The organism is Vibrio sp. Vb2960 (genome assembly GCF_033337665.1).
Lineage (GTDB): Bacteria > Pseudomonadota > Gammaproteobacteria > Enterobacterales > Vibrionaceae > Vibrio > Vibrio alginolyticus.
This window is the reverse complement of record NZ_JAWORD010000013.1, coordinates 42,650-66,149: the sequence shown is the minus strand read 5'-3', so window position 1 is coordinate 66,149 and position 23,500 is coordinate 42,650. Positions and strand designations below refer to the sequence as shown.

General features: G+C 43.2%; 19 protein-coding genes. 7 read left to right on the top strand and 12 right to left on the bottom strand.

Annotation, left to right across the window (positions count from 1 at the left end; genetic code table 11):
• Positions 1-19 precede the first annotated feature (19 nt).
• Both R7O03_RS12850 and R7O03_RS12845 read right to left on the bottom strand, forming a co-directional pair.
• Positions 20-2,050, bottom strand: coding sequence for a replication endonuclease (locus R7O03_RS12850; protein WP_318131745.1), 2,031 nt, complete (start codon positions 2,048-2,050; stop codon positions 20-22).
• Positions 2,050-2,352 carry a hypothetical protein gene (locus tag R7O03_RS12845; protein WP_025518896.1) on the bottom strand — a complete coding sequence of 101 codons (303 nt, stop codon included), beginning with the start codon at positions 2,350-2,352 and terminating at the stop codon, positions 2,050-2,052. The genes R7O03_RS12850 and R7O03_RS12845 overlap by 1 nt, the downstream gene beginning before the upstream one ends.
• A gap of 186 nt (positions 2,353-2,538) precedes the next feature.
• Here R7O03_RS12845 and R7O03_RS12840 point away from each other — a divergent pair, with 186 nt between their 5' ends.
• A complete protein-coding gene (locus tag R7O03_RS12840; protein ID WP_029856192.1) occupies positions 2,539-2,907 on the top strand; it encodes a DUF3693 domain-containing protein in 369 nt (122 codons plus the stop codon).
• Positions 2,908-3,129: 222 nt separating this feature from the next.
• Here the strand turns inward: R7O03_RS12840 and yciH are convergent, their stop codons facing one another.
• From yciH to R7O03_RS12820, 4 genes are all read right to left on the bottom strand, one after another.
• Positions 3,130-3,441: a stress response translation initiation inhibitor YciH gene (gene yciH / locus R7O03_RS12835; protein WP_005376292.1), complete on the bottom strand. Its 312-nt coding sequence runs from the start codon at positions 3,439-3,441 to the stop codon at positions 3,130-3,132.
• Between the two features lies 1 nt (position 3,442).
• Complete coding sequence (locus R7O03_RS12830; protein ID WP_005376294.1) at positions 3,443-3,829, bottom strand: DUF3319 domain-containing protein; 387 nt, start codon at positions 3,827-3,829, stop codon at positions 3,443-3,445.
• A gap of 128 nt (positions 3,830-3,957) precedes the next feature.
• Positions 3,958-4,947, bottom strand: a complete 990-nt coding sequence (locus R7O03_RS12825; RefSeq protein WP_033907069.1) for a D-alanine--D-alanine ligase — start codon at positions 4,945-4,947, stop codon at positions 3,958-3,960.
• A 149-nt stretch (positions 4,948-5,096) separates the two neighbouring features.
• Positions 5,097-5,666, bottom strand: a complete 570-nt coding sequence (locus R7O03_RS12820) for an SPOR domain-containing protein (RefSeq protein WP_005390018.1) — start codon at positions 5,664-5,666, stop codon at positions 5,097-5,099.
• 236 nt (positions 5,667-5,902) lie between these two features.
• Between R7O03_RS12820 and R7O03_RS12815 the strand changes: the two genes are divergently transcribed.
• Entirely contained in the window at positions 5,903-8,536 is a 2,634-nt protein-coding gene (locus R7O03_RS12815; protein ID WP_065275287.1) for a bifunctional acetate--CoA ligase family protein/GNAT family N-acetyltransferase, read from the top strand.
• A gap of 77 nt (positions 8,537-8,613) precedes the next feature.
• Here the strand turns inward: R7O03_RS12815 and R7O03_RS12810 are convergent, their stop codons facing one another.
• On the bottom strand, positions 8,614-9,501 hold the full coding sequence (locus tag R7O03_RS12810; protein ID WP_017634152.1) for a LysR family transcriptional regulator: 888 nt from the start codon (positions 9,499-9,501) through the stop codon (positions 8,614-8,616).
• 231 nt (positions 9,502-9,732) lie between these two features.
• Here R7O03_RS12810 and R7O03_RS12805 point away from each other — a divergent pair, with 231 nt between their 5' ends.
• On the top strand, positions 9,733-11,871 hold the full coding sequence (locus R7O03_RS12805; RefSeq protein WP_053303617.1) for a TonB-dependent hemoglobin/transferrin/lactoferrin family receptor: 2,139 nt from the start codon (positions 9,733-9,735) through the stop codon (positions 11,869-11,871).
• Positions 11,872-12,206: 335 nt separating this feature from the next.
• Here the strand turns inward: R7O03_RS12805 and galE are convergent, their stop codons facing one another.
• Positions 12,207-13,223, bottom strand: a complete 1,017-nt coding sequence (gene galE / locus R7O03_RS12800; protein ID WP_005376309.1) for a UDP-glucose 4-epimerase GalE — start codon at positions 13,221-13,223, stop codon at positions 12,207-12,209.
• A gap of 54 nt (positions 13,224-13,277) precedes the next feature.
• The gene (locus tag R7O03_RS12795) at positions 13,278-15,236 is read right to left on the bottom strand and encodes a diguanylate cyclase domain-containing protein (RefSeq protein ID WP_213963757.1); all 1,959 of its coding nucleotides are present in this window, start codon (positions 15,234-15,236) and stop codon (positions 13,278-13,280) included.
• Between the two features lie 319 nt (positions 15,237-15,555).
• Between R7O03_RS12795 and R7O03_RS12790 the strand changes: the two genes are divergently transcribed.
• The 3 genes from R7O03_RS12790 to R7O03_RS12780 are packed head-to-tail and all read left to right on the top strand — an operon-like array spanning position 15,556 to position 17,926.
• On the top strand, positions 15,556-16,311 hold the full coding sequence (locus R7O03_RS12790) for a 5-oxoprolinase subunit PxpA (RefSeq protein WP_262665001.1): 756 nt from the start codon (positions 15,556-15,558) through the stop codon (positions 16,309-16,311).
• Complete coding sequence (locus R7O03_RS12785) at positions 16,311-16,994, top strand: 5-oxoprolinase subunit B family protein (RefSeq protein WP_005386313.1); 684 nt, start codon at positions 16,311-16,313, stop codon at positions 16,992-16,994. Before R7O03_RS12790 ends, R7O03_RS12785 begins: the two co-directional genes overlap by 1 nt.
• The gene (locus tag R7O03_RS12780) at positions 16,991-17,926 is read left to right on the top strand and encodes a biotin-dependent carboxyltransferase family protein (RefSeq protein WP_005376316.1); all 936 of its coding nucleotides are present in this window, start codon (positions 16,991-16,993) and stop codon (positions 17,924-17,926) included. Before R7O03_RS12785 ends, R7O03_RS12780 begins: the two co-directional genes overlap by 4 nt.
• Before the next feature lie 28 nt (positions 17,927-17,954).
• Here the strand turns inward: R7O03_RS12780 and R7O03_RS12775 are convergent, their stop codons facing one another.
• The 3 genes from R7O03_RS12775 to R7O03_RS12765 all read right to left on the bottom strand — a co-directional run bounded on the left by R7O03_RS12775 (position 17,955) and on the right by R7O03_RS12765 (position 22,895).
• Positions 17,955-19,394: an FAD-dependent oxidoreductase gene (locus R7O03_RS12775; RefSeq protein ID WP_064376835.1), complete on the bottom strand. Its 1,440-nt coding sequence runs from the start codon at positions 19,392-19,394 to the stop codon at positions 17,955-17,957.
• A 352-nt stretch (positions 19,395-19,746) separates the two neighbouring features.
• Positions 19,747-22,203 (bottom strand): ABC transporter permease, encoded by a 2,457-nt coding sequence (locus R7O03_RS12770; protein ID WP_318131744.1) that lies wholly within the window; start codon positions 22,201-22,203, stop codon positions 19,747-19,749.
• A complete protein-coding gene (locus tag R7O03_RS12765; RefSeq protein ID WP_047101137.1) occupies positions 22,203-22,895 on the bottom strand; it encodes an ABC transporter ATP-binding protein in 693 nt (230 codons plus the stop codon). Before R7O03_RS12765 ends, R7O03_RS12770 begins: the two co-directional genes overlap by 1 nt.
• On the opposite strand from R7O03_RS12765, the gene tesA reads away from it, so the two are divergent.
• Positions 22,894-23,496 carry a multifunctional acyl-CoA thioesterase I/protease I/lysophospholipase L1 gene (tesA, locus tag R7O03_RS12760; RefSeq protein ID WP_005376324.1) on the top strand — a complete coding sequence of 201 codons (603 nt, stop codon included), beginning with the start codon at positions 22,894-22,896 and terminating at the stop codon, positions 23,494-23,496. The two genes, R7O03_RS12765 and tesA, sit on opposite strands and share 2 nt — an antisense overlap.
• Positions 23,497-23,500 lie beyond the last annotated feature (4 nt).

Below are 23,500 nucleotides of genomic sequence, written 5' to 3'. Positions count from 1 at the left end.
GACACAAGTCCAAGGGAAATTAATGCATCATGTCGGGCGGGGCTGCGCCCACCCAACACGACGCATTAATTTCCTGAGGGTCGGTGAGCAACAGCGCTTCCATTTCGTCATAGAGCGCTAGGTGTTTTTCGTATTGCTCGTAAAGGTCGTCATACATACGCTCGTATTCTTTTTCACGTTCTAGTGCGTCAAAGTAATCGACCACGTTAGACATAATCCCTTGTTGAGCACGAATGAATTGCTCTTTGTTCTCGGTCTTCCAAGTACGGAAGCGAGTCGCGATAAAAATCTTATGGAACATCAAGCCATTCAAACGCGCTTGAGCCATATCGCCGTAGCGAGTCGATGAGTATTCACCGCCTGAAGCAATCAGTTTTTCGATAGATGTTGAAACGGAGTATTCCGCTTTTACTGGTTGGTCTTTGCGCTTAACGAACACACCGCCCATTGCGTAACAAAACGCTTTCCAGTCGCCCTCATCAGCAGAGCGGCGAACCTTTTCTAATAGAAAGTGTTCGTCTTGAGATAAATCTGTAAACAAAGCATCGTCCTCTTTGAATTCATCACGAAGACGACGAAGCTCACGCCATACCGTGACAGATGGACCACCAATAAATTGAAATTGACGAATTTGATTCACACGCGCCCAAGTTACGACACGTTCTGCCGCATCTGAGCCAGACAAAGACGAACCTTTGTCAGAATCAATGTGTTGACCGTCGATGTTTTTGCTCAGGTATTTAGCGACATAACCAACGGCTGAACCTTGCGACCAGTCGATAACTTCGGCTTTGAAACGGGCTTTCTTTGCACCTTTTTCGTCTGGCGAGTCAGCCATAGCAAGACGACGAAACTCAGACGTCACAAATTTGCGTGCGGATTTTTCCATGAACAGCAACAAGTGGTGATGCGGCGTGCCGTCTTGGTGAGGCTCGACAATACGCATCCCGTAAACCTTGATTTTGCTCTTATCAATCGACTTACGAAGATTCGCCCAAACGCCCATGAGGTAAGCGTGAGCCGCTTTCGCATCAGGCTTGCCAGCCTCAAGCCATTTAGGGTTGAGGTCACCCTTAGAAACAGAGTGAAAACGAGACGGCGCTGTTACCGTGAAGAACACCGCATCGTGACTCGATTCTTGAGCGATTTCCTCAAAGCCACGCAGACGAACGAACATTTCAGCGCGGCGAATCTCAGCGTTGGAAACCGACTTAGCGGATAGCTCACTGAGTGTGAAGTAGTTAGATGGGTCAGCCTCATCGTAAGCAATCGTGTTTTCTAGCGCGATACGGTTAGATGTATTGCGATCACGTTGACGGCTTAGAGAAAAATCCGAGCAGTAAACTTGCTTACGGCGTTGAACAAGCGCTAAATCACGCGCAACACATTCAACCTCGTAAGCACATTTACGACGCAGTTGACGAACAAGCCAATGCTCATCAAGCGCACGGTTCACCAATGCGAAAAGTTCACAGTTGTTTTCTGCGTATTGAATTTGCTCAGGTGAAAATGCCAAGCCTAATGAATCAAGAAGCTGAACCGATTTATCAAAACGCGCTTGTGATTCTTCAAGAGGAATCGCACTTAACACGCGAGAAAAGTCGCGTGATTTGCGCTTGGCTAGATTGGTAATTTGCTCATCTGACATCGCGTAGCTGTAGCCGTGCTCAGTCAAACGGTCGTGAGCGTCGTTAACTGCGCGTACAGCTTCCAGAGCGTTGCGTGTTTTCAGGATGTCGGTGTAAGCGCGTGTCATGTGTCGAGCGAAGTCGCCGTTACGGTGTAATGATTTCGGCAAGTCCAAACAAGGGTTAGAAGTAGGGCGCTCAATAAAATCTGACAGGTCGTGTGAGTAGATTGACGCACTCATTGCCGATTTCACAGCCGACGGAATGAAATCCTCAGGCGTTGTGAATCTGTGGTCGACGTACTCAAAACGATGGTCGAATAAGTTGTCAGGAATATGCTCACATGAAGCCCAAGAATGGACAGGAACAAAATCAATCCATTCTTGTTTGCCTGATGCCAAATCAATAACAAGTTCACGCATTATTGAGCCTCAAGCTCTGAGTAGAATTTACGCTTCTCATCTTTGCCAGAGCAATGTGAAACAACCAGATACTCATAAACAGTGACGCGACCGTCAGAGGCATAGTCGCGAGCCAAATCACCACAAAATTCATGGTCAAGATAAAACGAAAAAGTTTCGTAATCGTCGTATGGGATTTCAAACGAGTCGTAGATAAGGGAACCAAAGAAATAAATACCCGCGGCAATAACCGAGACAAGAAACAAACTCCAAGCGCGATTCAGATATATTTCTAGTTTTTTTGTATTGGAGACTTCTGACATAACAACCACCTTGACTAGTTGTGAGAGCGACCGCCGAAGCCAAGCGCGAAAGCGTCAAGGGCAAACGCCCAGAGCTAAGGCGGTCTTAATTACGATTTTCCGCAAGTGTAATTGCGGATTTTCGTAATTACTAGATGCGAATTTCCGTAACTAGTAAGCTAAAATCAAGAAAACGGAGGTAGTCCCATGTATCAAAGTGAGCTGTTAGATGCCTACAAAAAGGCAAAAAACTACGTACAAGACAAGCAAATCGCGCACGATTTGAATGTAAACGCGTCCAGAATCAGCGAAATGCGAAAAGGAAGACGCTATATATCTGATTCAGAAGCAGTTTTTCTAGCGGAGAATTCAGGAATTGACCCAGAGATAGCTTTGTTGGGATGTCACGCTGATCGCAACGAAAATCCGCACATAAAAGGAATGTGGGAAAACATAGCAAAAAAGTTTAACGGGCTAGGATTATCAAGTATTTCAATGATTTGTGGCATGTTTGCGTTGTGGCTTGGCGACCTTAAAGTAGCTATAGCTAAGTGCGCATTATGTATATTATGTTAAATTATGTATTGCTGTACGCTAAATGTTGTCTGAGTATGCTCCTATTCCCCTGCAGATTTTAAATTTAAGGGCCTTACTGTAAGTATTAAACATAATGGTTATTTACCATAAAATAGCTAATATCGATCTATCAATCTACGATTGCTTGCTCTTCAATTAGCAACTTATAAAAAATGGCGTCTATTTCTTTAGACGCCATTTTTGTTTACTGGAAATATTAAATTAGCCACCGGCTAATTTGACTGTCATGCCTTTCTTTTCAAGATGTGCCTTGATCTTGTCTCTAGCATCACCTTGAATCTCGATATTGCCATCTTTTACAGAGCCACCACAGCCACAGACTTTTTTGAGTTCTGCCGCTAATAACTTTAAAGGTGCATCATCCAAGTCTAAACCTGTAACAATGCATACGCCTTTACCTTTACGGCCTTTCGTTTGGCGCTGAATCCGAACAACACCATCGCCTTTAGGGCGAGATACTTTTTCTTCTTCCGGTTTAATTCGACCGGTTTCTGTTGAATACACCAGAGTCATTCTATTGTTTCTTTTGTTGTTGAGCTTGCATCGCTTTTTGCTTTGCAACCAAATAAGCTTCGATATGGCGTTGAATAGCGGCTTTACTGCCCTTAATCAGTTTACCATTAAACATACAGTACCAAGAGTTAGGTTGGCCTGTATCGTTTTGAATAGTATAGCCGTTAAAGACCTCTGATTTTGCAACACCAGTTTGCTGCACTCTTTGTCCGAGTGAAGCAAACTCTTTGGGATCAATAATCGATGCGGTGTCACACCACCAATCAATGCTTTTCTTTACCGCCGTCAAACTGCCCTGTAAAACGTGGTTCTTGATTTTAACCTTCCAAACACTGCCATCTGATCCGACTGACTGCAGGTTAAAACCTCTATAATTTGAAATCGCCATACCACTGAGTCATCTGTTTAATGCGTTGATATAATCATAATTGCTACTGAGCAATATTCAAATACGGCTTGAATAATCCTTGCTCTAGAAAACAACTTGTATCATAAAACGCGTCTCGATAACGTTAATCACTTTGCACTGTTTATACAATCTTCCAAGAACTCATGAAATTTGTGCCCGTTGTTTTGAAGCATTTTAGGGAACATTGAGATCGGAGTCATTCCTGGAAATGTGTTTACTTCGTTTAAGTAAATCTCATCATCTTCCGTTAGGAAAAAGTCGATACGAGATAAATGACGAAGATTCATTTGTTTAAATACCGTCTCTGACGCGTGTTGGATGGAATCTAATTGTATTTGAGTTAGATTCTTCGCCTCAACTTCTGTGAGCGAGTGACTTGAACTGCTGTACTTTTCATCGTACGAGTAAAAAGCACCATCAGGCGCGATGACCTCGCCTGGCTTAGTGATATGTAGTTGGCCATTCATCTCATATGCAGCAACTTCAAGTTCTCGAGGTTTTACTGCTTTCTCAACCAACACTTGGTCAGAAAACCCAAAAGCATCATTTACTGCATTAGAAAGCTTGTCTTTTTCTGTGACACTGTAACAGCCAACGGAAGAACCTTGGCGAGCGGCTTTAACAAAAACTTTTCCCCACTTTTCAAAGGCTTTATGAGCTTGAACGTGAGCTTCTTCATCGTTTCGCGTTAAGAATAAGTATGGCGTATTGGGTATGCCAATAGCGTCGTACCAAAGCTTAGATGTGATTTTATTGAAACTATTGCTACTCGCTTCTGGCCCGCAGCCAAGATAAGGAATACCTGCGATTTCAAACAGAGATTGAATGTCGCCTGTTTCGCCAGGAAAACCATGTATACAAGGCACGATGAAATCAATGGTTTGATTAGATTCACTTGAGCACAACTGCTTGGTATTGAGATCCAAGTAAACCAACTCACCTTGGTTGGTCATCCAACCTTCGTTTTTTATTTCTACGCGTGTAACGTGAACGTCTTCAATAAGATTTAGTTGTTGTTCGACAAAGTTTGCAGACAATAATGAAATCTCGTGCTCAGAAGAGCCACCGCCGCATAGTAAAAGAATATTTTTAATCATGAATCCATCTTTCCGTGACCTACAAAAGATACTATTTATTATGATAAACCTTTGAAGTGTGACGTACAGTAATTTTAATGTGAGGAATGTTGTTCGAATAGGATTTGAGCAAATAAATAAGGGAGCTATTCGCTCCCTTATTTGATGTGTTAATTTAATTTGTTAAGCGTTGGGTAAGCTGAGTTTTTGATTGCATCAATGCTTTTAACAAATGGTCTTAACTGCTGAAATTGAGCTGGCAAAGTCGAAATCGCTTGCTTGGCTTCTGCGCTTGTTGCGTAGTCTCCGTATAAAACTGAGAACCACTTAGTACCGTTTACAACTTTGTAGTTTTCCCAAATTGGCTGACCGTTCTGTGGCAGCTTATTTGCAAACTGATCGACTTTAGCTTGGCTACCCACAGCTGCGACTTGAATGGTATAGCCGAATCGTTGAATGCCAGCTTGCTTTTTACTTGGTGGTACGATCTTAACTGGCTTCGCCTGCTCTTTTGGCGTTAGCTTGACTACTTTCTTTTCTTCAGGCTTTGCCGTCATTTTCACAACAGTTGGTTGTACGTCTTTTTCTACTACAGCGTTTTCAGACGCCATAATTGGTTTAGAGATACGATCTGATTTGTAGTCCTCTCGGTAACTTTCTGAGGTCACATCCGTGATGTAAGTTTCAGATGCACAAGCAGAAAGCAGAACTGACAAGCCGATGATTGCGATTTTTTTCATGAAGTAACAAATGCTCTGGATAAATATTACGATAAATCATGCCGATAGCAGGGCCGTTTATCAAGCATCAAATACAATAATCTGTGATTTTGATGTGATGAATAACACAAACTCCATAAGCATCGTACACATTTTCTGCAATGTCTGGTCTGAAGATGTTTTATCAGTAAATTATTCGTTTATGATTGATATGAAACCGAGAAGCCAACGTGACTTACAAACGGCCAGGAGTCAGCATGAATAAACTACATAAACTCTTTAAACCCAACTCTGTGGCCGTTATTGGGGCATCTCAAAAAGCATTGCGAGCAGGACATGTTGTGATGCGCAACCTTCTACAAAGTGGATTTGGTGGCGCGATTATGCCAGTAACGCCGCGATATAAAGCCGTATCTGGCGTGATCGCTTACCCTGATGTAGCTTCCCTGCCCTATACGCCAGATATTGCAATTTTGTGTACGAACGTTTCACGTAACGAGCAATTGCTTAAAGAGCTAGATGAGAGAGGCACACCGTTTGCGATTGTTATCTCTGATGACCCTAACCCTTTAGATATCTCATCATTGAACATTCGAGTCTTAGGCCCAAACAGCTTAGGTATCATCCTTCCTTGGCACAATTTTAACTGCACGTTTTCCCCTGTTGCAGCTAAACCCGGAAAAATTGCTTTCATCTCACAATCCGCGGCGGTTTGTACCACGGTTTTAGACTGGGCAAATGATAAGAACATTGGTTTTTCTTCGTTCATTTCGATTGGGCGCGGACAAGATATCGATTTTGCAGATTTGCTCGACTATTTGAGTATGGATGGAAACACTGAAGCTATTCTGCTTTATGTTGATAATATCCAAGACGCTCGCCGATTTATGTCTGCTGCGCGCGCCGCTTCACGTAACCGACGTATATTGGTGCTAAAAGCGGGCCGCTCTAAAGAGATGAATACTTTTGAGCAGCAAGACGGAGATACACTTGACGTAATTTACGATTCTGCTATTCGCAGAACTGGTATGTTACGAGTCAGCAATACGCATGAGCTTTTTGCCGCGGTAGAAACACTCACGCATTCTGTGCCACTTCGTGGAGAGCGTTTAGCGATCATCACCAATGGCGGCGGCCCTGCTGTTATGTCCGTTGATACTTTGATTGAACGTGGTGGCCAACTCGCAACGCTTGATGACGCTTCCATTGAGCAATTACAAGCAGTACTTCCATCCAACTGGCGTGCTCGAAATCCAATTGATCTGTCTGGTGACGCAACCCAAAAACGCTATATTGATACCATTAACGCACTGATGAATAACGACTGTGCAGATGCGATATTGATTATGCATAGTCCTTCTGCTGTTTCTGATCCTCTTGAAACTGCTCAAGTCGTTATTAATGCCATCAAATCTCACCCTCGGCATAAGCATTTTAATATCTTGACCAACTGGTCAGGAGAACAAACGTCGAGAGAAGCGCGACTGGCCTTTACTCAAGCAGGCATTCCAACCTATAGAACACCTGAAAGTGCGGTTGTAGCATACATGCACTTGGTCGAATACAGACGAAACCAGAAACAACTAATGGAAACGCCAACGACGGCAGAGCCATTACATTCTGGAAGTGTGAGTTCAGCAAAAGAATGGGTAAACGAACGACTACTGGATAAAAACACAGTCACCTTGGATACGCATCAAACCAGCCCATTATTTAAGCTGTTCGGGTTTAACGTTTTGCCTACGTGGATTGCATCTGACGACATTGAAGCCGTTCATATGGCAGAAAATATTGGATATCCTGTTGCGGTTAAATTGCGTTCTCCAGACATTCCTCATAAATCGGATGTTCACGGTGTCGCTCTAAATTTAAGAAACAGTCGAGAAGTTTCCAACGCAGCGCTATCCATTTTAGATACCGTAAAGCTCAGCTACCCTTCCGCCAATGTACATGGGCTGTTGGTACAAGGGATGGCAAAGCTCGGCAGCGCTGAAGAGCTACGGATTAGTATTGCAGTAGATAAAGTCTTTGGACCAGTGATCTTGCTTGGTCAAGGCGGCTCTGAGTGGAATATCGCCCAAGATGCCGTCGCTGCACTTCCTCCTTTGAACATGACGCTTGCGCGCTACCTTGTCGTTGTTGCCCTAAAGTCTGGAAAGATTCGCCTGCAGAAACACAAAGATGCGCTCGATATTACTGAGTTGTCGAAGTTCTTGGTTCGTATCTCCCAAATGGCAGTTGAGTTACCAGAAATACAAAGGCTGGATATCCATCCAGTACTGGTATCCGGAAGCGATTTAACTATCCTTGATGCAGATGTCACACTGTGTAAATACGAAGGAGACGCCCAAAAACGGCTAGCGATTCGCCCTTTCCCGGCAGAGTTTGTCGAAACTGTAACGCTTCGAGATGGCCAACCTATCCTGCTTCGCCCTATCTTGCCTGAGGATGAACCGCTGCATGCTCAATTCATTAATAGCGTATCGAAAGAAGATCTCTATAAACGTTTCTTTTCTGAAGTTGGAGAGTTCAACCATGAGGCTTTGGCAAACTTTACTCAAATCGACTACGACCGCGAAATGGCGTTTGTTGCGGTAGCGTTTAATACTGACGGACCGTCTATCATAGGGGTAGCCCGCGCATTGATTACACCAGACAATAGTGACGCTGAGTTTGCTATTTTGGTTCGTTCAGATTTGAAAGGAAAAGGTTTAGGCAAAGTGCTGATGCAGAAAATAATCAGCTATTGCAAAGTTAAAGGCACAAAGCAAATGTCTGGAATGACCATGCCAACAAATAGAGGAATGTTGATGTTGGCTCAGAACTTGGGGTTTGAGATCGATGTCCAGTTTGCAGACGGTACGGCAGATATGGTGCTCCCTTTAAATTGAAAAGCTCAGCATTAGCGATGACTTTTACTTCTTACATTCGATAATCAATGGGAATTTAAGAAGTAAAAGTTACGTTGTTACTTTAGTTTCCAATTCTTTTTTAGGTACTGAATACACCAGGATTTTGCTTCACCCATAGTGTTCCGGCGCCATGCCAAAATAATATCCATCGGCTGTTCTTCAGTGCCTTCGATTCGTTTCAATACACCACTATCAATAAGAGGTTGCGCAATTTGGCTTGGTAATGTACCAATGCCTAAACCTGCAGTGAGCGCTTCTACTTTTGCCGTAAAGTTGGTGACGGTCAAGCGAGGCTGTTTTTGAATGATATTAATTGAGAGCGCGGGTTGCTCACGTGCGGTATCTGCAATAGCAATAATCCGATACTTTTCTCGCGCTGCTTCATCAAACTTACCACTACGCTTGTGAACATAGTGATCAGCGGAAGCTACCCAATACATACTCATTTTACCAATTTTTTCTGACTTAACTTCTTGAGGAAGCGTATCCAGTGATGGGCAAATCAGTAAATCAGCTCTCCCCGTATTCAACGACTCCCAGCTACCAGCCAGAATCTCCTCTTGCAGCCTGACTCGAGTTGAGCTGACCTCGGCCAGCGCATCAACCATCGGGAAAAAGTTGGATATAGGAATAATGCCATCGAAGGCAATGGTAATATCCAGTTCCCAGCCATTCGCCAATAACGTTGCATCGTTCACTAACTTTTCACTGGCTTGTAAAATGGCTCTTCCTCTTTCAAGAATAAGCTTACCTGCTTCAGTAAAATGGGCTTTGTGACCAGAGCGATCGAAGATAATAATGTCTAAGTCTTGCTCGAGTTTCTGGATTTGATAGCTCAGCGATGACGGGGCTCTGTCTAACTCATTCGCAGCAGCAGCAAAACTCCCTCTTCGATCAATAGCATCTAGAATATGGAGTGCTTCTAACGTAATTGGACTCTGCACACGGCCTCTCTTAATGTGACATTCATCACATTCGTTGTATTTGGATGAGCTTATCAAGAACTAACGACAAATAATATAACATATTGATAACTAAAGACTAGGAATGCTCATAGCCTAAGAAGAAGATTCAATACAAATCAATAAATGACAATGGTAATGATAGTAATTACCATTTAGATCCATTAATATCCGCGTGTTGTTACCTATTATGGATCTAAGGTATTGAAGCCAATGTATAAAAAATCAATTTTGTCAGCCTCCATTTTAGTTGCCCTTTCCCATACTGCTTATGCGGAAGAAGCTTCTAAGTTTGAAGAAGTCGTTGTGTCGGCCACCCGTACCAACCAAACCATAAACACTGTTGCTGCTTCTGTTGCTGTTGTATCAGAGAAAGACATCGAAGAAAACATGGTAAAGGACTTGAATGATCTATTCGAGTATACGCCAGGTGTTACTGTTAATGGCACTCAACGCCAAGGCGTCCAAAGTATTAACATTCGCGGGATGGAAGGTAAACGAGTTAAAATCTTAGTAGACGGTGCATCTCAACCAGGTGTATTCAGCGGTGGACCATATTCGTTTATCAATTCTAGTGCCGTTACTGTCGACCCCGATATGCTAAAGAGTGTCGAAATTGTTAAAGGAGCAGCTTCTAGCCTACATGGTAGTGATGCAATTGGCGGTGTTGTCGCATTCGAAACAAAAGATCCGAAGGATTTCCTCAAAGATGGTAAAGACTTTGGTGGTCAAGCTAAACTCTCTTATTCATCGGAAGATAACTCTTTTAGTGAGCATGTAGCTTTAGCAAAGCGTTTCGGTAATACAGAAGCACTTATAGCCTTTACACGCCGTGATGGTGCAGAGCTACAAAATTTCTCTAAGGCGCCTTACGATAACTATTCTGTGGACAACCAAGATTATTACAAAAACGATCTATTGGTAAAACTTCAATCTCAATTGAATGACGCTCATCGCTTGGAGTTCTTGGGAGAAGTTATTTACAACGAGACTGACTCAGAGATCGCACATAAAAGTTACAAAAACTTCAACGCTGAAGACACAACCAAGCAAAATCGCATTGGGCTCAAGCACATTTGGTTTGCAGATGCAGCTATCTCGGATACGATCACGTCCAAGCTTACATGGATTGGTAAAGAAGAAAACGGCGTCTCTAATCGCTTTATCGAAGCCAGCCCTGGTTACCCACCTTACGTACCGCCTAGTGGTGACAACCAACAGAAAAAAGATTACGAATATACTGAAGACAAATTTGAATTCGAAACTCAGTTAGATAAAGAGATTCAAAATCACTATATTGTTTACGGAATATCGTACAAACATAGTGACATCAGTAATACCAATCGCGAGTTTAATTCCGATCCTGGCACGCCAGATACTGTTTACGTTTACACACCGGATGCAAAAGAAGAAAGCTTTGGTTTATTCTTGCAAGATGAAATTTCGCTTCTTAATGACAAGCTAATTCTGACTCCAGGTGTGCGTTACGATTACTTCTCTACTAATCCTTCAAATACTTCTGAAGAGTCATTCGAGAAGTTTAGCGACTCTGCATTAACTGGTCGTTTAGGAGCAACTTACTCTGTATCGCAACCTGGCACGATCTTCGCGCAAGTGAGCCAAGGGTTCCGAGCGCCATCGTTCGACGAGCTTTACTACACCTACGATAATCCGGCTCATGGCTATACCAACCGCCCTAACCCAAATTTGGGATCTGAAAAGAGTTTGTCTTATGAACTTGGTTACCGTCATAACACTGCAGCGTCTGCAACTGAAGTAGCGTTCTACTACAGTGATTACAGTGACTTTATTGAGCAAACGTCATCAAACAATGGTGGTTTAACTGAATTCACAAATATCAATATTAGTGAAGCAAACATTAAAGGGGTTGAGCTCTCTAACCGTCTTGATTGGCATGCCATTGCTGGTCTTCCATCAGGCGTGACAACTCGCTTTGTTGCAGCATACACAGAAGGTGAAGATGGTGATGGTAATCCTTTGAACAGTGTAAACCCATGGAATGCCGTAGCTGCTGTAAATTACGATTCACCAAATGCACTTTGGGGGACAAGCCTAAAAGTAAACTACACGGCTAAGAAATCGAACAGTGATATCAACTCTGATGGTGATAAAGGCGGAATCAAAGACCAAGTTGCTTTGCCGTCTGCGACAGTCGTTGACTTAACGGCGTACTACAAACCAATGAAAGATATAACCATTCGTGCTGGTGTTATGAATCTAACGAATGAAGAATACCATCTTTGGAACGATGTTCGCGGTAAGACTGAGTTAAGTCGAGACAAAACGCAAGCTGAGCGTAATTATAACATTAGTGTTAAATACGAGTTCTAAACCTTAAAAACACAAAAGCCAGCGTAATGCTGGCTTTTTTTATGGCTTTCATTTCAAAAATGTAAAGAAAAGTATGAAAAATGAAAGTTTACTGTTTTGCCATCTCTTTTTTCACCATTACTGCTGCTGCAATGATGAAAGTGATGATCAGACCGAGTTCCATGAACTACCCCAATAGCTATGAGAAAATTTATAACCCAAATTAAGAGTCGGGCATAGTTTAACAGCTCTATATATACTTGCTACCTTTTAACCAGTAATTTACGATTTTTTCCGATTTGGATCAAAAAAGACGCAATCACGCGCCTTTTTGTTACTATTATGTAAATTAAAGATTAGGCGTCTGGATAACCTTGAGGGTTAGTAGACTGCCAGCGCCATGTATCGCCAGTCATTTCTTCTAGAGTGCGAGTTGCTTTCCAACCTAACTCATTCATCGCTTTTGATGGATCCGCCCAACACTCTGCAATATCACCTGGACGACGCTCAACAAGTTGGTATGGGACATCTTTACCACTTGCGGCTTCAAATGCTTTCACCATGTCCAGTACACTGTAGCCGTTACCAGTACCGAGGTTATAGATATGAAGGCCAGCTTTGCTACCTACTTTTTCTAATGCAGCAACGTGACCATCAGATAAGTCCATTACATGAATATAATCACGTACGCCTGTGCCATCTTTGGTCGGATAATCACTACCAAACACAGAAAGGAACTCTCTGCGCCCTACCGCAACTTGAGAAACAAACGGCATTAAGTTGTTTGGAATACCTTGAGGATCTTCACCTAGCTCGCCTGTTGGATGTGAACCTACCGGGTTAAAGTAACGAAGAAGTGTAATGCTCCAGTCAGGGTTCGCATTTTGGAAGTCGGTTAAACACTCTTCTACCATTAATTTGCTGCGCCCATATGGGTTAGTTGCGCTAGTTGGAAAGTCCTCTGTGATGGGTACAGATGCAGGATCACCATATACAGTCGCTGATGAACTAAATACCAACGATTTAACTCCGGCTTCACGCATTGCATCAACCAATACTAAAGTGCCATTAACGTTGTTGTCGTAATACTCTAAAGGTTTTGCTACAGACTCACCGACGGCCTTTAAACCTGCAAAATGGATAACAGCTTCAATATTGTGCGACTTTAGTGCTTCTACCATCGCCAATTTATCTCTGATATCGGCTTTAATGAAGGTTGGCTTTACACCACATACCTTTTCAATTCGATCTAATACCGTAGATTTACTGTTGTACAGGTTGTCTAGAATCACTGGCGTCATGCCAGCTTCGATCATTTGAATACACGTATGACTACCGATATAGCCCATACCACCCGTAACGAGTACTTTCATTTTATTATTCCTTCTGACGCGAATTGGGTTAGTTTAAAGCTTTGACGTTACGATTTAAACTGTCTCTTGTAATTCGCATCCCATTAATATTGCTTGGCCTTTTCCGGCTTTCTTTGCTTGATACATTGCCGTATCCGCACTTTTTAAAACTCGAGTAGCATCGCGCTCATTTACGCCAACTAATTTTACACCGATACTAACGCCAACTTTGAGTAAGTGACCTTTGTACTCAATTGGAGCACATATGCTCTCGAGCAACTGTTCTGCTATTCGGGTGACCACTTTTTGATTGGCGGGATTTACCAACATGACAAATTCATCACCAGAAAGTCTTGCGATTAAATCACTATGTCTCGTCGCAGATGTTAGACGCTCGGAAACTTTTTTCAAAACTTCATCACCTGCATCATGACCGTAGGTATCGTTAACTTCTTTAAATCCATCCAGATCGAGGTACAAAACTGCAAATTCGTCACGCAAGTATCCAGAGCGTTGTACTAGTTGTTCCAACTCTAAATGGAACTTAGATCGATTGGCTAACCCCGTTAAAGCATCGTGATGAGCTAAATGCTCCAATCGTTCCATCTCTTTTGCGCCGGAAAGGTCGGTAAGAACAATAACCAGATCATAGAAACCATAGTCTTCACACTTAACGATACGATTGACTCGAGCAAACATCGGTACAAACTGACCAATATGGTTCTTCTCGATAACTTCACCTTGCCAAACGCCATAATTTTCTATCGACTCGATGATACTAGGCATCATTTCCTGTAACTTGCGCCACTTTAGCGTTTGGATGAATGATTTCCCAATAAGCTGATCCACCTCTAAGCCGACTAACTTAGTGACGGCAGGGTTTGCCATCGTAATGACACCGCGATGATTAAGAACAATGAGACCATCTTGGCTGCTTTCAAAAACACGTCCCGCAACACGTTGCCGGTTTATGGCTTCTTCAATTTCGGTGATATCTTGAATCGAAAACAGTAAGTATTCATGTGTCGAGAGGCGACGACTGGTTAGGCTCAACTGCTGTTCGTTATCTGCATTTTTGAGGTGAATATCATCGCACTCTAGGCCTCGACTCAGGATCTGACTCAGCTCATTCGGTGTTTTGGTTTTAATTAGATCACGAATATTGGCATATTTAAGTTCATCTAATTTTTTTTGAAATATTTGCTGGGTCGCCGTATTACAATGAATAACACGTCCGGAATTGTCTGTAATAACTAATGCATGCTGAACAGATTCGATAACCTCTTCTGAAAATGCGCGCTTTTGTTCTAGTGTGTCTAGCGAATGTTGCCGCTGCTTCTCACGTACTGTTAACCTATTCATCATTTGATTGAAAGAGCTCGCGAGGTCTCCAATTTCATCCTTGACGTAATAGCGAGCTTGATGTTCCGTGTTTCGTCCGTGTGTCACATTCTCTATTACGCGGTTGAGTTCCATCACGGGCTTGAGAACAAGCCTCTCGATACTTATGTAAAAAACAGTGCCACCAGCGATAAGAAACAGAAGAAGTAAAGCGCCATCTTGAAGTAAAGATTGTATGGCTTCTACAATTGGGCGATGAGAAAGCGTAACTCTCATGCTACCAATGACATAGCCATCATGGATAATCGGCTCTAGAACATAAAGAAATTTGGTTGATAAGGCATACCCTAGAGCGTGCAACCTACTTCTTTCGGTTTGACTTGGAACGGGTGCCAGTGCCCCACTTATCTCCATAACAGCGAATGGTTGGTCATCTTGGTCATAAAGTTTGACCCGCGTTACATTTGGCTGGTTTAAAAAGTTGGCGAGAATAGTTTGAGCTTTTTGCTTGTCCTTTGTCGTCAGCGCATCTTTAATTGAGAAAGAAACGTTGTTAATCAACTTTCTTGTCTGCTCGACCAGTTCATGCTTAGACGATTGGTATACAGTATACGAGGTGTAACCTTTTGAGATAACAAAGATAGCCGTTAAAAAGACCAGAAGAGGCCAAATAAGCTTCGCTCGTAATGACATATATATTCCTGTCGCAGACAACCACAAAAATGACAGAAGAACCATTATGCAATCTATCACCCATGAAGGGCGACAAGATTAACACGATGCTAATGCAAAATAACCTTAAATTCTCAAAAATTGGATGGAAAAGAAACGAAATACCTTAAAATTCGGATCAACTCAAATAACGGCAACATCTTTATGGACTAACGTGATCTTTTTCGTCAGCTATCTGCTCAAAAAGCTTCGTTTTCATGATAGAAGAATGAAGTGAGTCACTGAACCTAGATGCATTTTCCTGCATCGTAAACCCATTGCTTGTGTAGAAATAAAACGTATGACATTGAATAAACAGCAACTTACATTGAACTGTGATATGGGCGAGAGCTTTGGCTCTTGGAGTATGGGCGCAGATGAAGACGTGATGCCCCATGTTGATATGGCGAACATCGCGTGTGGTTTTCATGCCTCCGACCCTAATGTCATGCACGACACCATCACCCTAGCGAATGACAACGATGTTGATATTGGCGCACACCCAGGTTACGCCGACCTACAAGGCTTTGGCAGACGAAGCATAAGCATGACGGGTGATGAAATTACGAACATGGTTATATATCAGGTTGGTGCTTTACAAGCATTATGCCGGGCGCAATACACAGACATCAGTTACATAAAGCCTCATGGTGCTCTATACAACGACATGATGAAAAGTGATGCGATATTTAGAGCGGTAGTAAAGGCGGCAGCACTGTTCAAAGTACCGTTAATGATCCTAGCTTCACAGGAAAACGAAAAATACTTAGAAATCGCAGACGATTATGATGTTCCCTTGCTATTTGAAGCATTTGCAGACCGTTTATACCAAGATGACGGCTTACTGACTCCTAGAACACAGCCCAATGCCATGTTAAAAAGCGAACACGCGATACTTGAGCAAGTGCGGACCTTAGCTGACTCTGGGCGTGTCAAAACCGCTTCAGGCGGTTACATATTATTGGAAGCCGACACAATTTGTGTTCATGGTGACAATGAAGAGTCGATCGCGCTGATCCAAAAGATCCGCCAAAGCCTATCCGCTGGAGGAAATTAATGCATAAAGAGAAATTTAATATCTCTTTGATCTCCGAGTGCAGTATTTTCATTAAGTTTGATGAGAGTATTTCTGAAAATGCAGTCGGAGAGCTTGCTCGCAGCATAAGAGAAACTTTCGCTTCAATTGTTATGAACGTTGTCCCCTCCTATCAAACTATTCTCATTGATTACTTACCTTTTCGAATCAACGAAAAGAACTTAGTCAATGAGCTGCAACAAATCGTGAGCCAGTTTGATACTCAATCACTTAAGCTTTCCCAGCCGAATCACATTACTATCCCTGTATATTACTCTGAAGAAACCGCGTTAGATCTATCTCGTTTTCAAAAGCGAGGTCTGTCATTAGACGATCTTATTACCCTACATACGAAAACCGAGTACGCGGTTTCTGCAATTGGATTTGCTCCAGGCTTTGCATTTCTCTCTGACGTTGATACTCAATTGCACATGGCAAGGCTTGCCACACCAAGAACTCAAGTGCCGGCCGGAAGTGTAGGAATCGCAGACTCTAAAACGGCCGTCTATCCATCAGATAGTCCTGGCGGATGGAACATTATTGGTAAAAGCCCGCTTGCGCTCTTCTCCGACTCTCCTCCTTTTATACCGTTTGAAGTGGGTGACAAGGTCACCTTTAATGCTATTTCAAAACAAGAGTTTATCGATTTAGGAGGCGTACTATGAGTTACGGTGGATTACTGGTGGAAAAGCCAGGACCGCTCTCTTTAGTTCAAGACTTTGGTCGTTTTGGCTTAGCGCATGTCGGTGTGACTCAAGGTGGCCCGGTCGACGACTATGCTTACAGTTGGGCCAACCATTTGCTTGGTAACGTAGTCAATTGCGTTGCGATTGAAATTACTCTGGGTAACGCTTGTTTTATTGCATTGCATAACTGCCACCTTGCTATATGTGGCGGTGATTTAAATGCAAAAATAGATGGTGAACCTATTTCAAATTGGTCTGACTTTACGTTGAAAAAAGGACAGAAGCTTCAGTTCGGAGTCGCAAGGAATGGACTTCGCTCCTACCTAGCGGTTAAAGGTGGATTCAATGTTGCTCAGCACTTAGGAAGCGCATCGACCGTCTTGCGAGAATCTCTAGGTGGTTATGATTCAAATGGTGGCGCTTTGAAAGCTGGTGATATTCTTCCCTTTGTCCCTCATAACTTACCGAAACGTAAACCAAGGCAAATGACGTTTCGCTTTAAGCCAGATTACAACTTACCCATTAAGCTGAGAGTGATTGAAGGCTATCAGAACGAGGACTTTGATGAAGACGCTCGCCAAGCATTTTATAACAAAGCATTCATCATCTCCCCAAATTCGAATCGCATGGGCTACCGTCTTGAGGGCAATAACATTCGTCCACCTTACGAAGGCGTCCTATCAGAGGGAATTGCATTAGGTTCAATTCAAGTACCTAGCGATGGTAACCCTATTGTGCTGCTCAACGATCACCAGACTATTGGCGGGTATCCTAAATTTGGCTGCGTAGCCCGTATTGACTTACCTAGACTAGCACAGGCGAAACCCGGACAAAAAGTCAATTTTGTGAAAGGAGATAGACTAGGCTTGCAAGAAGTATGGTGCCAATGGGCTCAGTTTTTTGGGTATTAATACAACCACTGAGCCCAAACACAGCCGATTATGCAGGCATACCATAACGCACTGCTAAAGCTTGTGGATAGCCTCGCTCTTGAGTGAGTTTAATCGCGTACTGCTCGACCTCTTGTTCAGACCACTTTACAGCGACCGGATGCTGTGTTTCCACATTTTGGTTAGGATCGATGTCAAACCAGAATTGAAGCATTTTTTGCGCTGCGAGTAGTGTCGATGACGCTTTTACCACCTCTATTCTCGCGTAGTGGTTATCTTCAAAAGTCACATCTGCCGCTCTGAGTACTGGGTCTGTTCCGGGAATTTGCTGAGCGCCAAACAATGCTTTTCCTCCTTTTACAGCAGAGTGATAGTCGGGAATAAACTGCGCCATGTGTTTGATGGCGTTGTTCGTTCGCTCTTCTAACACTTCTTCTCTCCAGCCGTAACGGATCTTCGAGAGTAAAGGCATAGGCAGTTCAGGTTGAGCAGATGAGTTCGTGCTCTCCACTAAACCATCTTCAAACAGCGTGATTCCTTTTGTCATACCATGAAGTTGAAAGTAACCATCGCCATAAGGCGTCAATTGAGCCATTCCTTTATCGGTTCCACGCGGGCCATGAAAAATAACTTCTGGCCATTGTTGTTGACAGTCTGCCCACCTCGTAACGTAAGCGGCTTTAAACTCCACCAACCTGTCTCGCTTGGCACCAACTGTGTTGTCAATTGAGCCTGTTTCAAAGCCACACGCGTTAACCAAGTAGTCGCATGTCATCAGGTAATCGATACCTTCACGTTCATAGCCAAGTTGCCAGTGTTCCCCCATCCAATCGGCTTGCTTAAACGTTGCTTGTGTGAAGACCGAAGCATTAGGAAGCGTATCTAGTGTTAAGTTGGCAATTGCGGCGAGGCGAAAAACACTCCAACCATATTCTTGAACTGCGACAACCGGATACTTTAGCGCTTCAAGATCAGCATGTTGAGCAAAAGGAATGCACCACTCATCGAAGTTTGTAGGATGACTTGGTTGAGTACGTTGCGCGAGAGCTTCTAGCTCCGCTTTTGAATACAGTTTGTAGTATTCGCTTGGCTCGCCGAGCACTTTATTACTCTCATCTTTATCAACGAGCGTCTGATAAGCACTTTTCACAACCTCTAATCGCGGAATTAGTGTGGATGGGTCTCCACCATCGGAATGAGGAACCGCGATGATTGTCGGACGAATATTCAGTGAAAGCGGATACAGGCGAACAGTATCGATAGATTGTGCTAACAAGTCTAAGCATTGTTGCTGGGAAATCTCTCGATATAAATTACCACCAGCATGCAAATGACAAATGGGTGGACCATTTACTAGTGATACGCCCTTCTCTATTACGGAAACTTTAAAACCCAGCTCCGCAAAATGAATTGCTGCTGTTGCACCTGCTACACCGCCACCAACAACAGCGATATGCTTATCTTTATAACTTGGAAACTCAGACTTCATTGCTTCACTAAAAATTTTATAAGGAAAATTCTTTACAAACGGTGAATTCTACTCGTGTTTGGACTTGATTAAAATCACAAAAAGTTCATGGGTTTGCGAAATATCCAACAGCGCCTGTAAAGTGCATTAAAGTAGAAAAAATTTGCGAAAAAGTACTTGACGACATGGTTAAGAAGACACTTTTTTGTGTCTATGTGAATAAGAATTTCACTGTAAGACCCATGGCGCAAAGCCTGCAGAAACACCCCACTTTTTACCCCATTTAGTTATCCCAAAAGTTATCCACTGTTTTTGTGGATAACTAAAATAAAAGTGTCATGGAGTGTTCCAAACTTGATAACACTCGCTGCGATTAAGTGTTTACTGGAGTTAACAATCTTTTCAACAAACTCATCACTACAAGTGCCAACGTAACAAATGTTGCAAGCGGTAAAGCTATCCACAATTCGGGGTGAATTTGTGCATTGAGATCGAATCCATATGTCATGACTGCGGCCACACAAACTTCCGCAGCGAATACCGCAACACCACTAGCAATCAACGCCATAATTCCGTACTCGGCCCACAGGGTTGTGTTGATCCGTTTCTTACTTGAACCTAATGTGCGATACAAACGAATCTCTTGTTGTCGTTGGGACAAGCTTAACCTCAGTAGCGTAAAGATGAGCAGCAGACCAGCAACAACGCCTAAAAGAGCAAGGATGGTGATTGCTGATACGATTTGCTGAATCAAAGCCTGAATTTTCTCGCCCATAGTTCGGATATCTAAAACAGAGACCGTTGGGTGAGCACGTGACATTGACGTCAACAACGCTTCATTTCCTTCTTCAATCCTATAACTGATGAGGTAAGAACCAGGTAAATTAGCCATCACGTCAGATGAGAAAATAAAATAAAAGTTAGGCTTCATGTCACGCCATTCGACATAACGGATGGTATCTACTACTGCATCGTAATTCTGGCTGTTTATTACAAAGCGCAGCGTATCACCGAGTTTTATGCCTAAGTCATTTGCTACATCCGCTTCTACAGATACACTCCCTTTGTTTGTCCATTCACCCGAAAGCACATCATTATATTCTGGTAGGGTATCTCCCCATGTCAGGTTTAGCTCTCGACGTATCGCGTCAGAACCTTCTCCTTCGTAATCAATCTCTTTGACGTTTTGACCGTTAATCTCTGTTAGTCGTCCACGAATTATTGGATAAGCTTGTGACCGCGTAACTCCATTTTTATCTAGGGTTTCTAGGTAGTTATCGAGCTCATAATCACCAATGTTCAAAGCGAACACATTTGGCGCGTCTGCAGGTAAGGTTCTCTCCCAATCCGCGAGAATATCGCTGCGCACAAGCCAAATGATAGACAGCAACATCAAAGATAATGCCAAAGCACCAAACTGTAGACCGCTGGTTACTGGCGTCCGGTTGATACGACTCAACGCAAGCTTCATTGCAGGATGGGTTGAAACACGTGCAAACAGTTTTGTGAGTATGACGCTAACTGCTGCGAGTACCACAAACAGTACCGCTATACCAGTGAGCACGATCCAAACTAAGGTGTTGTCTGCATACAGTAAAAGCAATGGAACAACGGGAACTAGAACAAGTAACATTCGCTTCCAAGAACGTTGCGCTTTGCCCTGCTGTAGCACTTCTAACGCGGGAGTTTTAATCAAGCCTAACAATGGTATACCGAGAGCGGGCACCGTAATCAAGACTGCTGAGATAAATGCCACCAAAAATGGTGTGACGCCGTAACTAGGGAGTGGATCGGGTAATAAGTCTTTGAGTGGAATGCGTAATAAATACTCCAGCCCGCTCCCTAGCAGTAGGCCGACGACACTGGCACTAATGAGAAGGATTGTGACTTGAATAAATAACCACTTTTCAATCCATCGGCGGCTCGCACCAAGACTTTTCAACATCGCAATAGTTTGTGTCCGGCTGTTCACGTAATTTTGACAAGTAAGAACCAATGTTGTCGCCGCCATAATGATGACAATTGCTACGGTCAAAGACAGATACTGCGTCGTGCGTTCAAAAAACTCATTACTACGACTGGCAGTATCTTGCGTGCGCCAGCGATCGCTCGGAGAAAGCCGCGTATCATCTTGTAAGCTCTTTAGTGTTTTATCATCGGCTTGTAAAAACAGACGGTATTGAACTCGGCTCCCAACTTGAATTGCTCCTGTTTTATCTACGTCACTTTGATGAATGTATGCAGAAGGCATTTGCTGAAATGGATTAAAGCTCAAGCCAGGTTCCATCAATACTGCGCCTGATACAGTAAACTCGGCATCGCCTATCGTGACACTGTCACCTGACTTTACGCTTAGTTGAGTCATAATCCGTTCATCAAGCCAGAGTTGGTTCTCTTTAACGCGACCGGCTGGATTATTTTCAAGAACGAGCTCTCCCATTAAAGGGTAATTATCATCCACCGCCCTTACAGAAATAAGCTGCATACCATTATCGCTAAATGCCATAGTGGCAAAGCGTGTCATCGTCGAACGGTCAAGACTTTCAGTCGAGGCTAACAACGTGTCCGGAATGGGATTAGCAGACACAAACACCGCATCTGCCGTTAATGCGTCCTTCCCCTGCTTGACGATCACCTGCTCCATTCGTTCTGCTAATGCAGAAAGCGCAAAGATACTCGCAATCACGAGAATAAGAGCAACGCTAATAGGCCAAAGATTCCCCTGCCTTATTTCGCCGAAACTCCAGCGTATCAAACTTTTATTCGACGAGTGCTGTGATGTACTGTTTTGCTCTGTGGATGTTGCTTCACTTGATGATACTGCAGACATTACATCTCCTCCTTAAGCTCACCCGCCTCCATACGATAAATACGGTCACATCGGCTTGCTAGATGACCATCGTGTGTTACTAAAATCAGAGTTGTCCCGTGCTGTTCATTAAGATCGAATAGCAGCTCAATCACTTTGTCTGCGGTTTGATGGTCAAGATTGCCGGTAGGTTCGTCTGCGAACAACAGTTCAGGTTGTGTCATAAATGCGCGCGCTAGTGCAACTCGCTGTTGTTCACCACCAGATAACTGGCTTGGTAGATGGTCGACACGTTTTTCCAATCCAACAGCAGCTAATAATTCCGCTGCTCTTGCTTCATCTTCGGCTTCACCACGTAAAAGACAAGGAAGTGTGACATTACGTAATGCACTCAAACTCGGGATTAACAGGAAACTTTGGAAAACGAAACCTAAAGAGTCAGCGCGAATTTTCGCACGTGCTTCATCGTCCAGTTTTGATAATTCATGACCTAATAAAGTAATTTCGCCTGATGTCGGCGTATCAAGACCAGCTAGCAACGTCATCAATGTTGACTTACCTGCACCGGAAGTTCCGACGATGGCGATTTTTTCTCCTTTTCGGATGTCAACATTTACGTCTTTGAGGATTGTTAATTGTTCTTGATTAGTAGAGACTTGTTTAGAAACCAAATTGGCTTGAACAATAGGTGCATTAAGTACAGGTGTTTGCATGATTCGTATACTTTCCTTAGTTCTATTTTTTTGTTTTTCCGCTACTGCACATGCGAGCGAAAAGCTACTTGTCTTGGGTGATAGCTTGAGTGCAGGCTATCAGATGCCGATCGAAGAGAGTTGGCCTAGCTTACTCCCTGATGCGTTGTCAGAACATGGTCAAGATGTAACAGTTATTAATGCCAGCATTTCTGGCGATACAACCGGCAATGGCTTAGCACGGTTACCTCAGTTGCTAACTCAGCATAGCCCTGACATGGTACTTATTGAGTTAGGTGCCAACGATGGCCTAAGAGGTTTCCCTCCTAAACTTATTACGTCGAATCTTTCAAAAATGATTACCATGATAAAAGATTCTGGTGCGGACGTTGTCATGATGCAAATTCGGGTTCCACCTAATTATGGTAAGCGCTATAGCGATATGTTTTACGATATCTACCCTAAGCTTGCACAGCATCAACAAGTTGCCTTGATGCCATTCTTCTTAGAGCATGTTGTCACCAAACCAGAATGGATGATGGATGATGGCCTTCACCCAAAACCAGATGCACAACCTTGGATCGCTGATTTCGTTGCTCAAGAATTAATTAAACATCTCTAATTTT

Bases quoted from the DNA above. Each gene is read 5' to 3' on its own strand.
- R7O03_RS12805 (WP_053303617.1), top strand. From the start codon at position 9,733: ATGTATAAAAAATCAATTTTGTCAGCCTCCATTTTAGTTGCCCTTTCC.
- R7O03_RS12845 (WP_025518896.1), bottom strand. From the start codon at position 2,352: ATGTCAGAAGTCTCCAATACAAAAAAACTAGAAATATATCTGAATCGC.
- tesA (WP_005376324.1), top strand. From the start codon at position 22,894: ATGATTCGTATACTTTCCTTAGTTCTATTTTTTTGTTTTTCCGCTACT.
- galE (WP_005376309.1), bottom strand. From the start codon at position 13,223: ATGAAAGTACTCGTTACGGGTGGTATGGGCTATATCGGTAGTCATACG.
- R7O03_RS12795 (WP_213963757.1), bottom strand. From the start codon at position 15,236: ATGTCATTACGAGCGAAGCTTATTTGGCCTCTTCTGGTCTTTTTAACG.
- R7O03_RS12780 (WP_005376316.1), top strand. From the start codon at position 16,991: ATGAGTTACGGTGGATTACTGGTGGAAAAGCCAGGACCGCTCTCTTTA.
- R7O03_RS12825 (WP_033907069.1), bottom strand. From the start codon at position 4,947: ATGATTAAAAATATTCTTTTACTATGCGGCGGTGGCTCTTCTGAGCAC.
- R7O03_RS12775 (WP_064376835.1), bottom strand. From the start codon at position 19,394: ATGAAGTCTGAGTTTCCAAGTTATAAAGATAAGCATATCGCTGTTGTT.
- yciH (WP_005376292.1), bottom strand. From the start codon at position 3,441: ATGACTCTGGTGTATTCAACAGAAACCGGTCGAATTAAACCGGAAGAA.
- R7O03_RS12840 (WP_029856192.1), top strand. From the start codon at position 2,539: ATGTATCAAAGTGAGCTGTTAGATGCCTACAAAAAGGCAAAAAACTAC.
- R7O03_RS12850 (WP_318131745.1), bottom strand. From the start codon at position 2,050: ATGCGTGAACTTGTTATTGATTTGGCATCAGGCAAACAAGAATGGATT.
- R7O03_RS12765 (WP_047101137.1), bottom strand. From the start codon at position 22,895: ATGCAAACACCTGTACTTAATGCACCTATTGTTCAAGCCAATTTGGTT.
- R7O03_RS12820 (WP_005390018.1), bottom strand. From the start codon at position 5,666: ATGAAAAAAATCGCAATCATCGGCTTGTCAGTTCTGCTTTCTGCTTGT.
- R7O03_RS12830 (WP_005376294.1), bottom strand. From the start codon at position 3,829: ATGGCGATTTCAAATTATAGAGGTTTTAACCTGCAGTCAGTCGGATCA.
- R7O03_RS12815 (WP_065275287.1), top strand. From the start codon at position 5,903: ATGAATAAACTACATAAACTCTTTAAACCCAACTCTGTGGCCGTTATT.
- R7O03_RS12790 (WP_262665001.1), top strand. From the start codon at position 15,556: ATGACATTGAATAAACAGCAACTTACATTGAACTGTGATATGGGCGAG.
- R7O03_RS12785 (WP_005386313.1), top strand. From the start codon at position 16,311: ATGCATAAAGAGAAATTTAATATCTCTTTGATCTCCGAGTGCAGTATT.
- R7O03_RS12770 (WP_318131744.1), bottom strand. From the start codon at position 22,203: ATGTCTGCAGTATCATCAAGTGAAGCAACATCCACAGAGCAAAACAGT.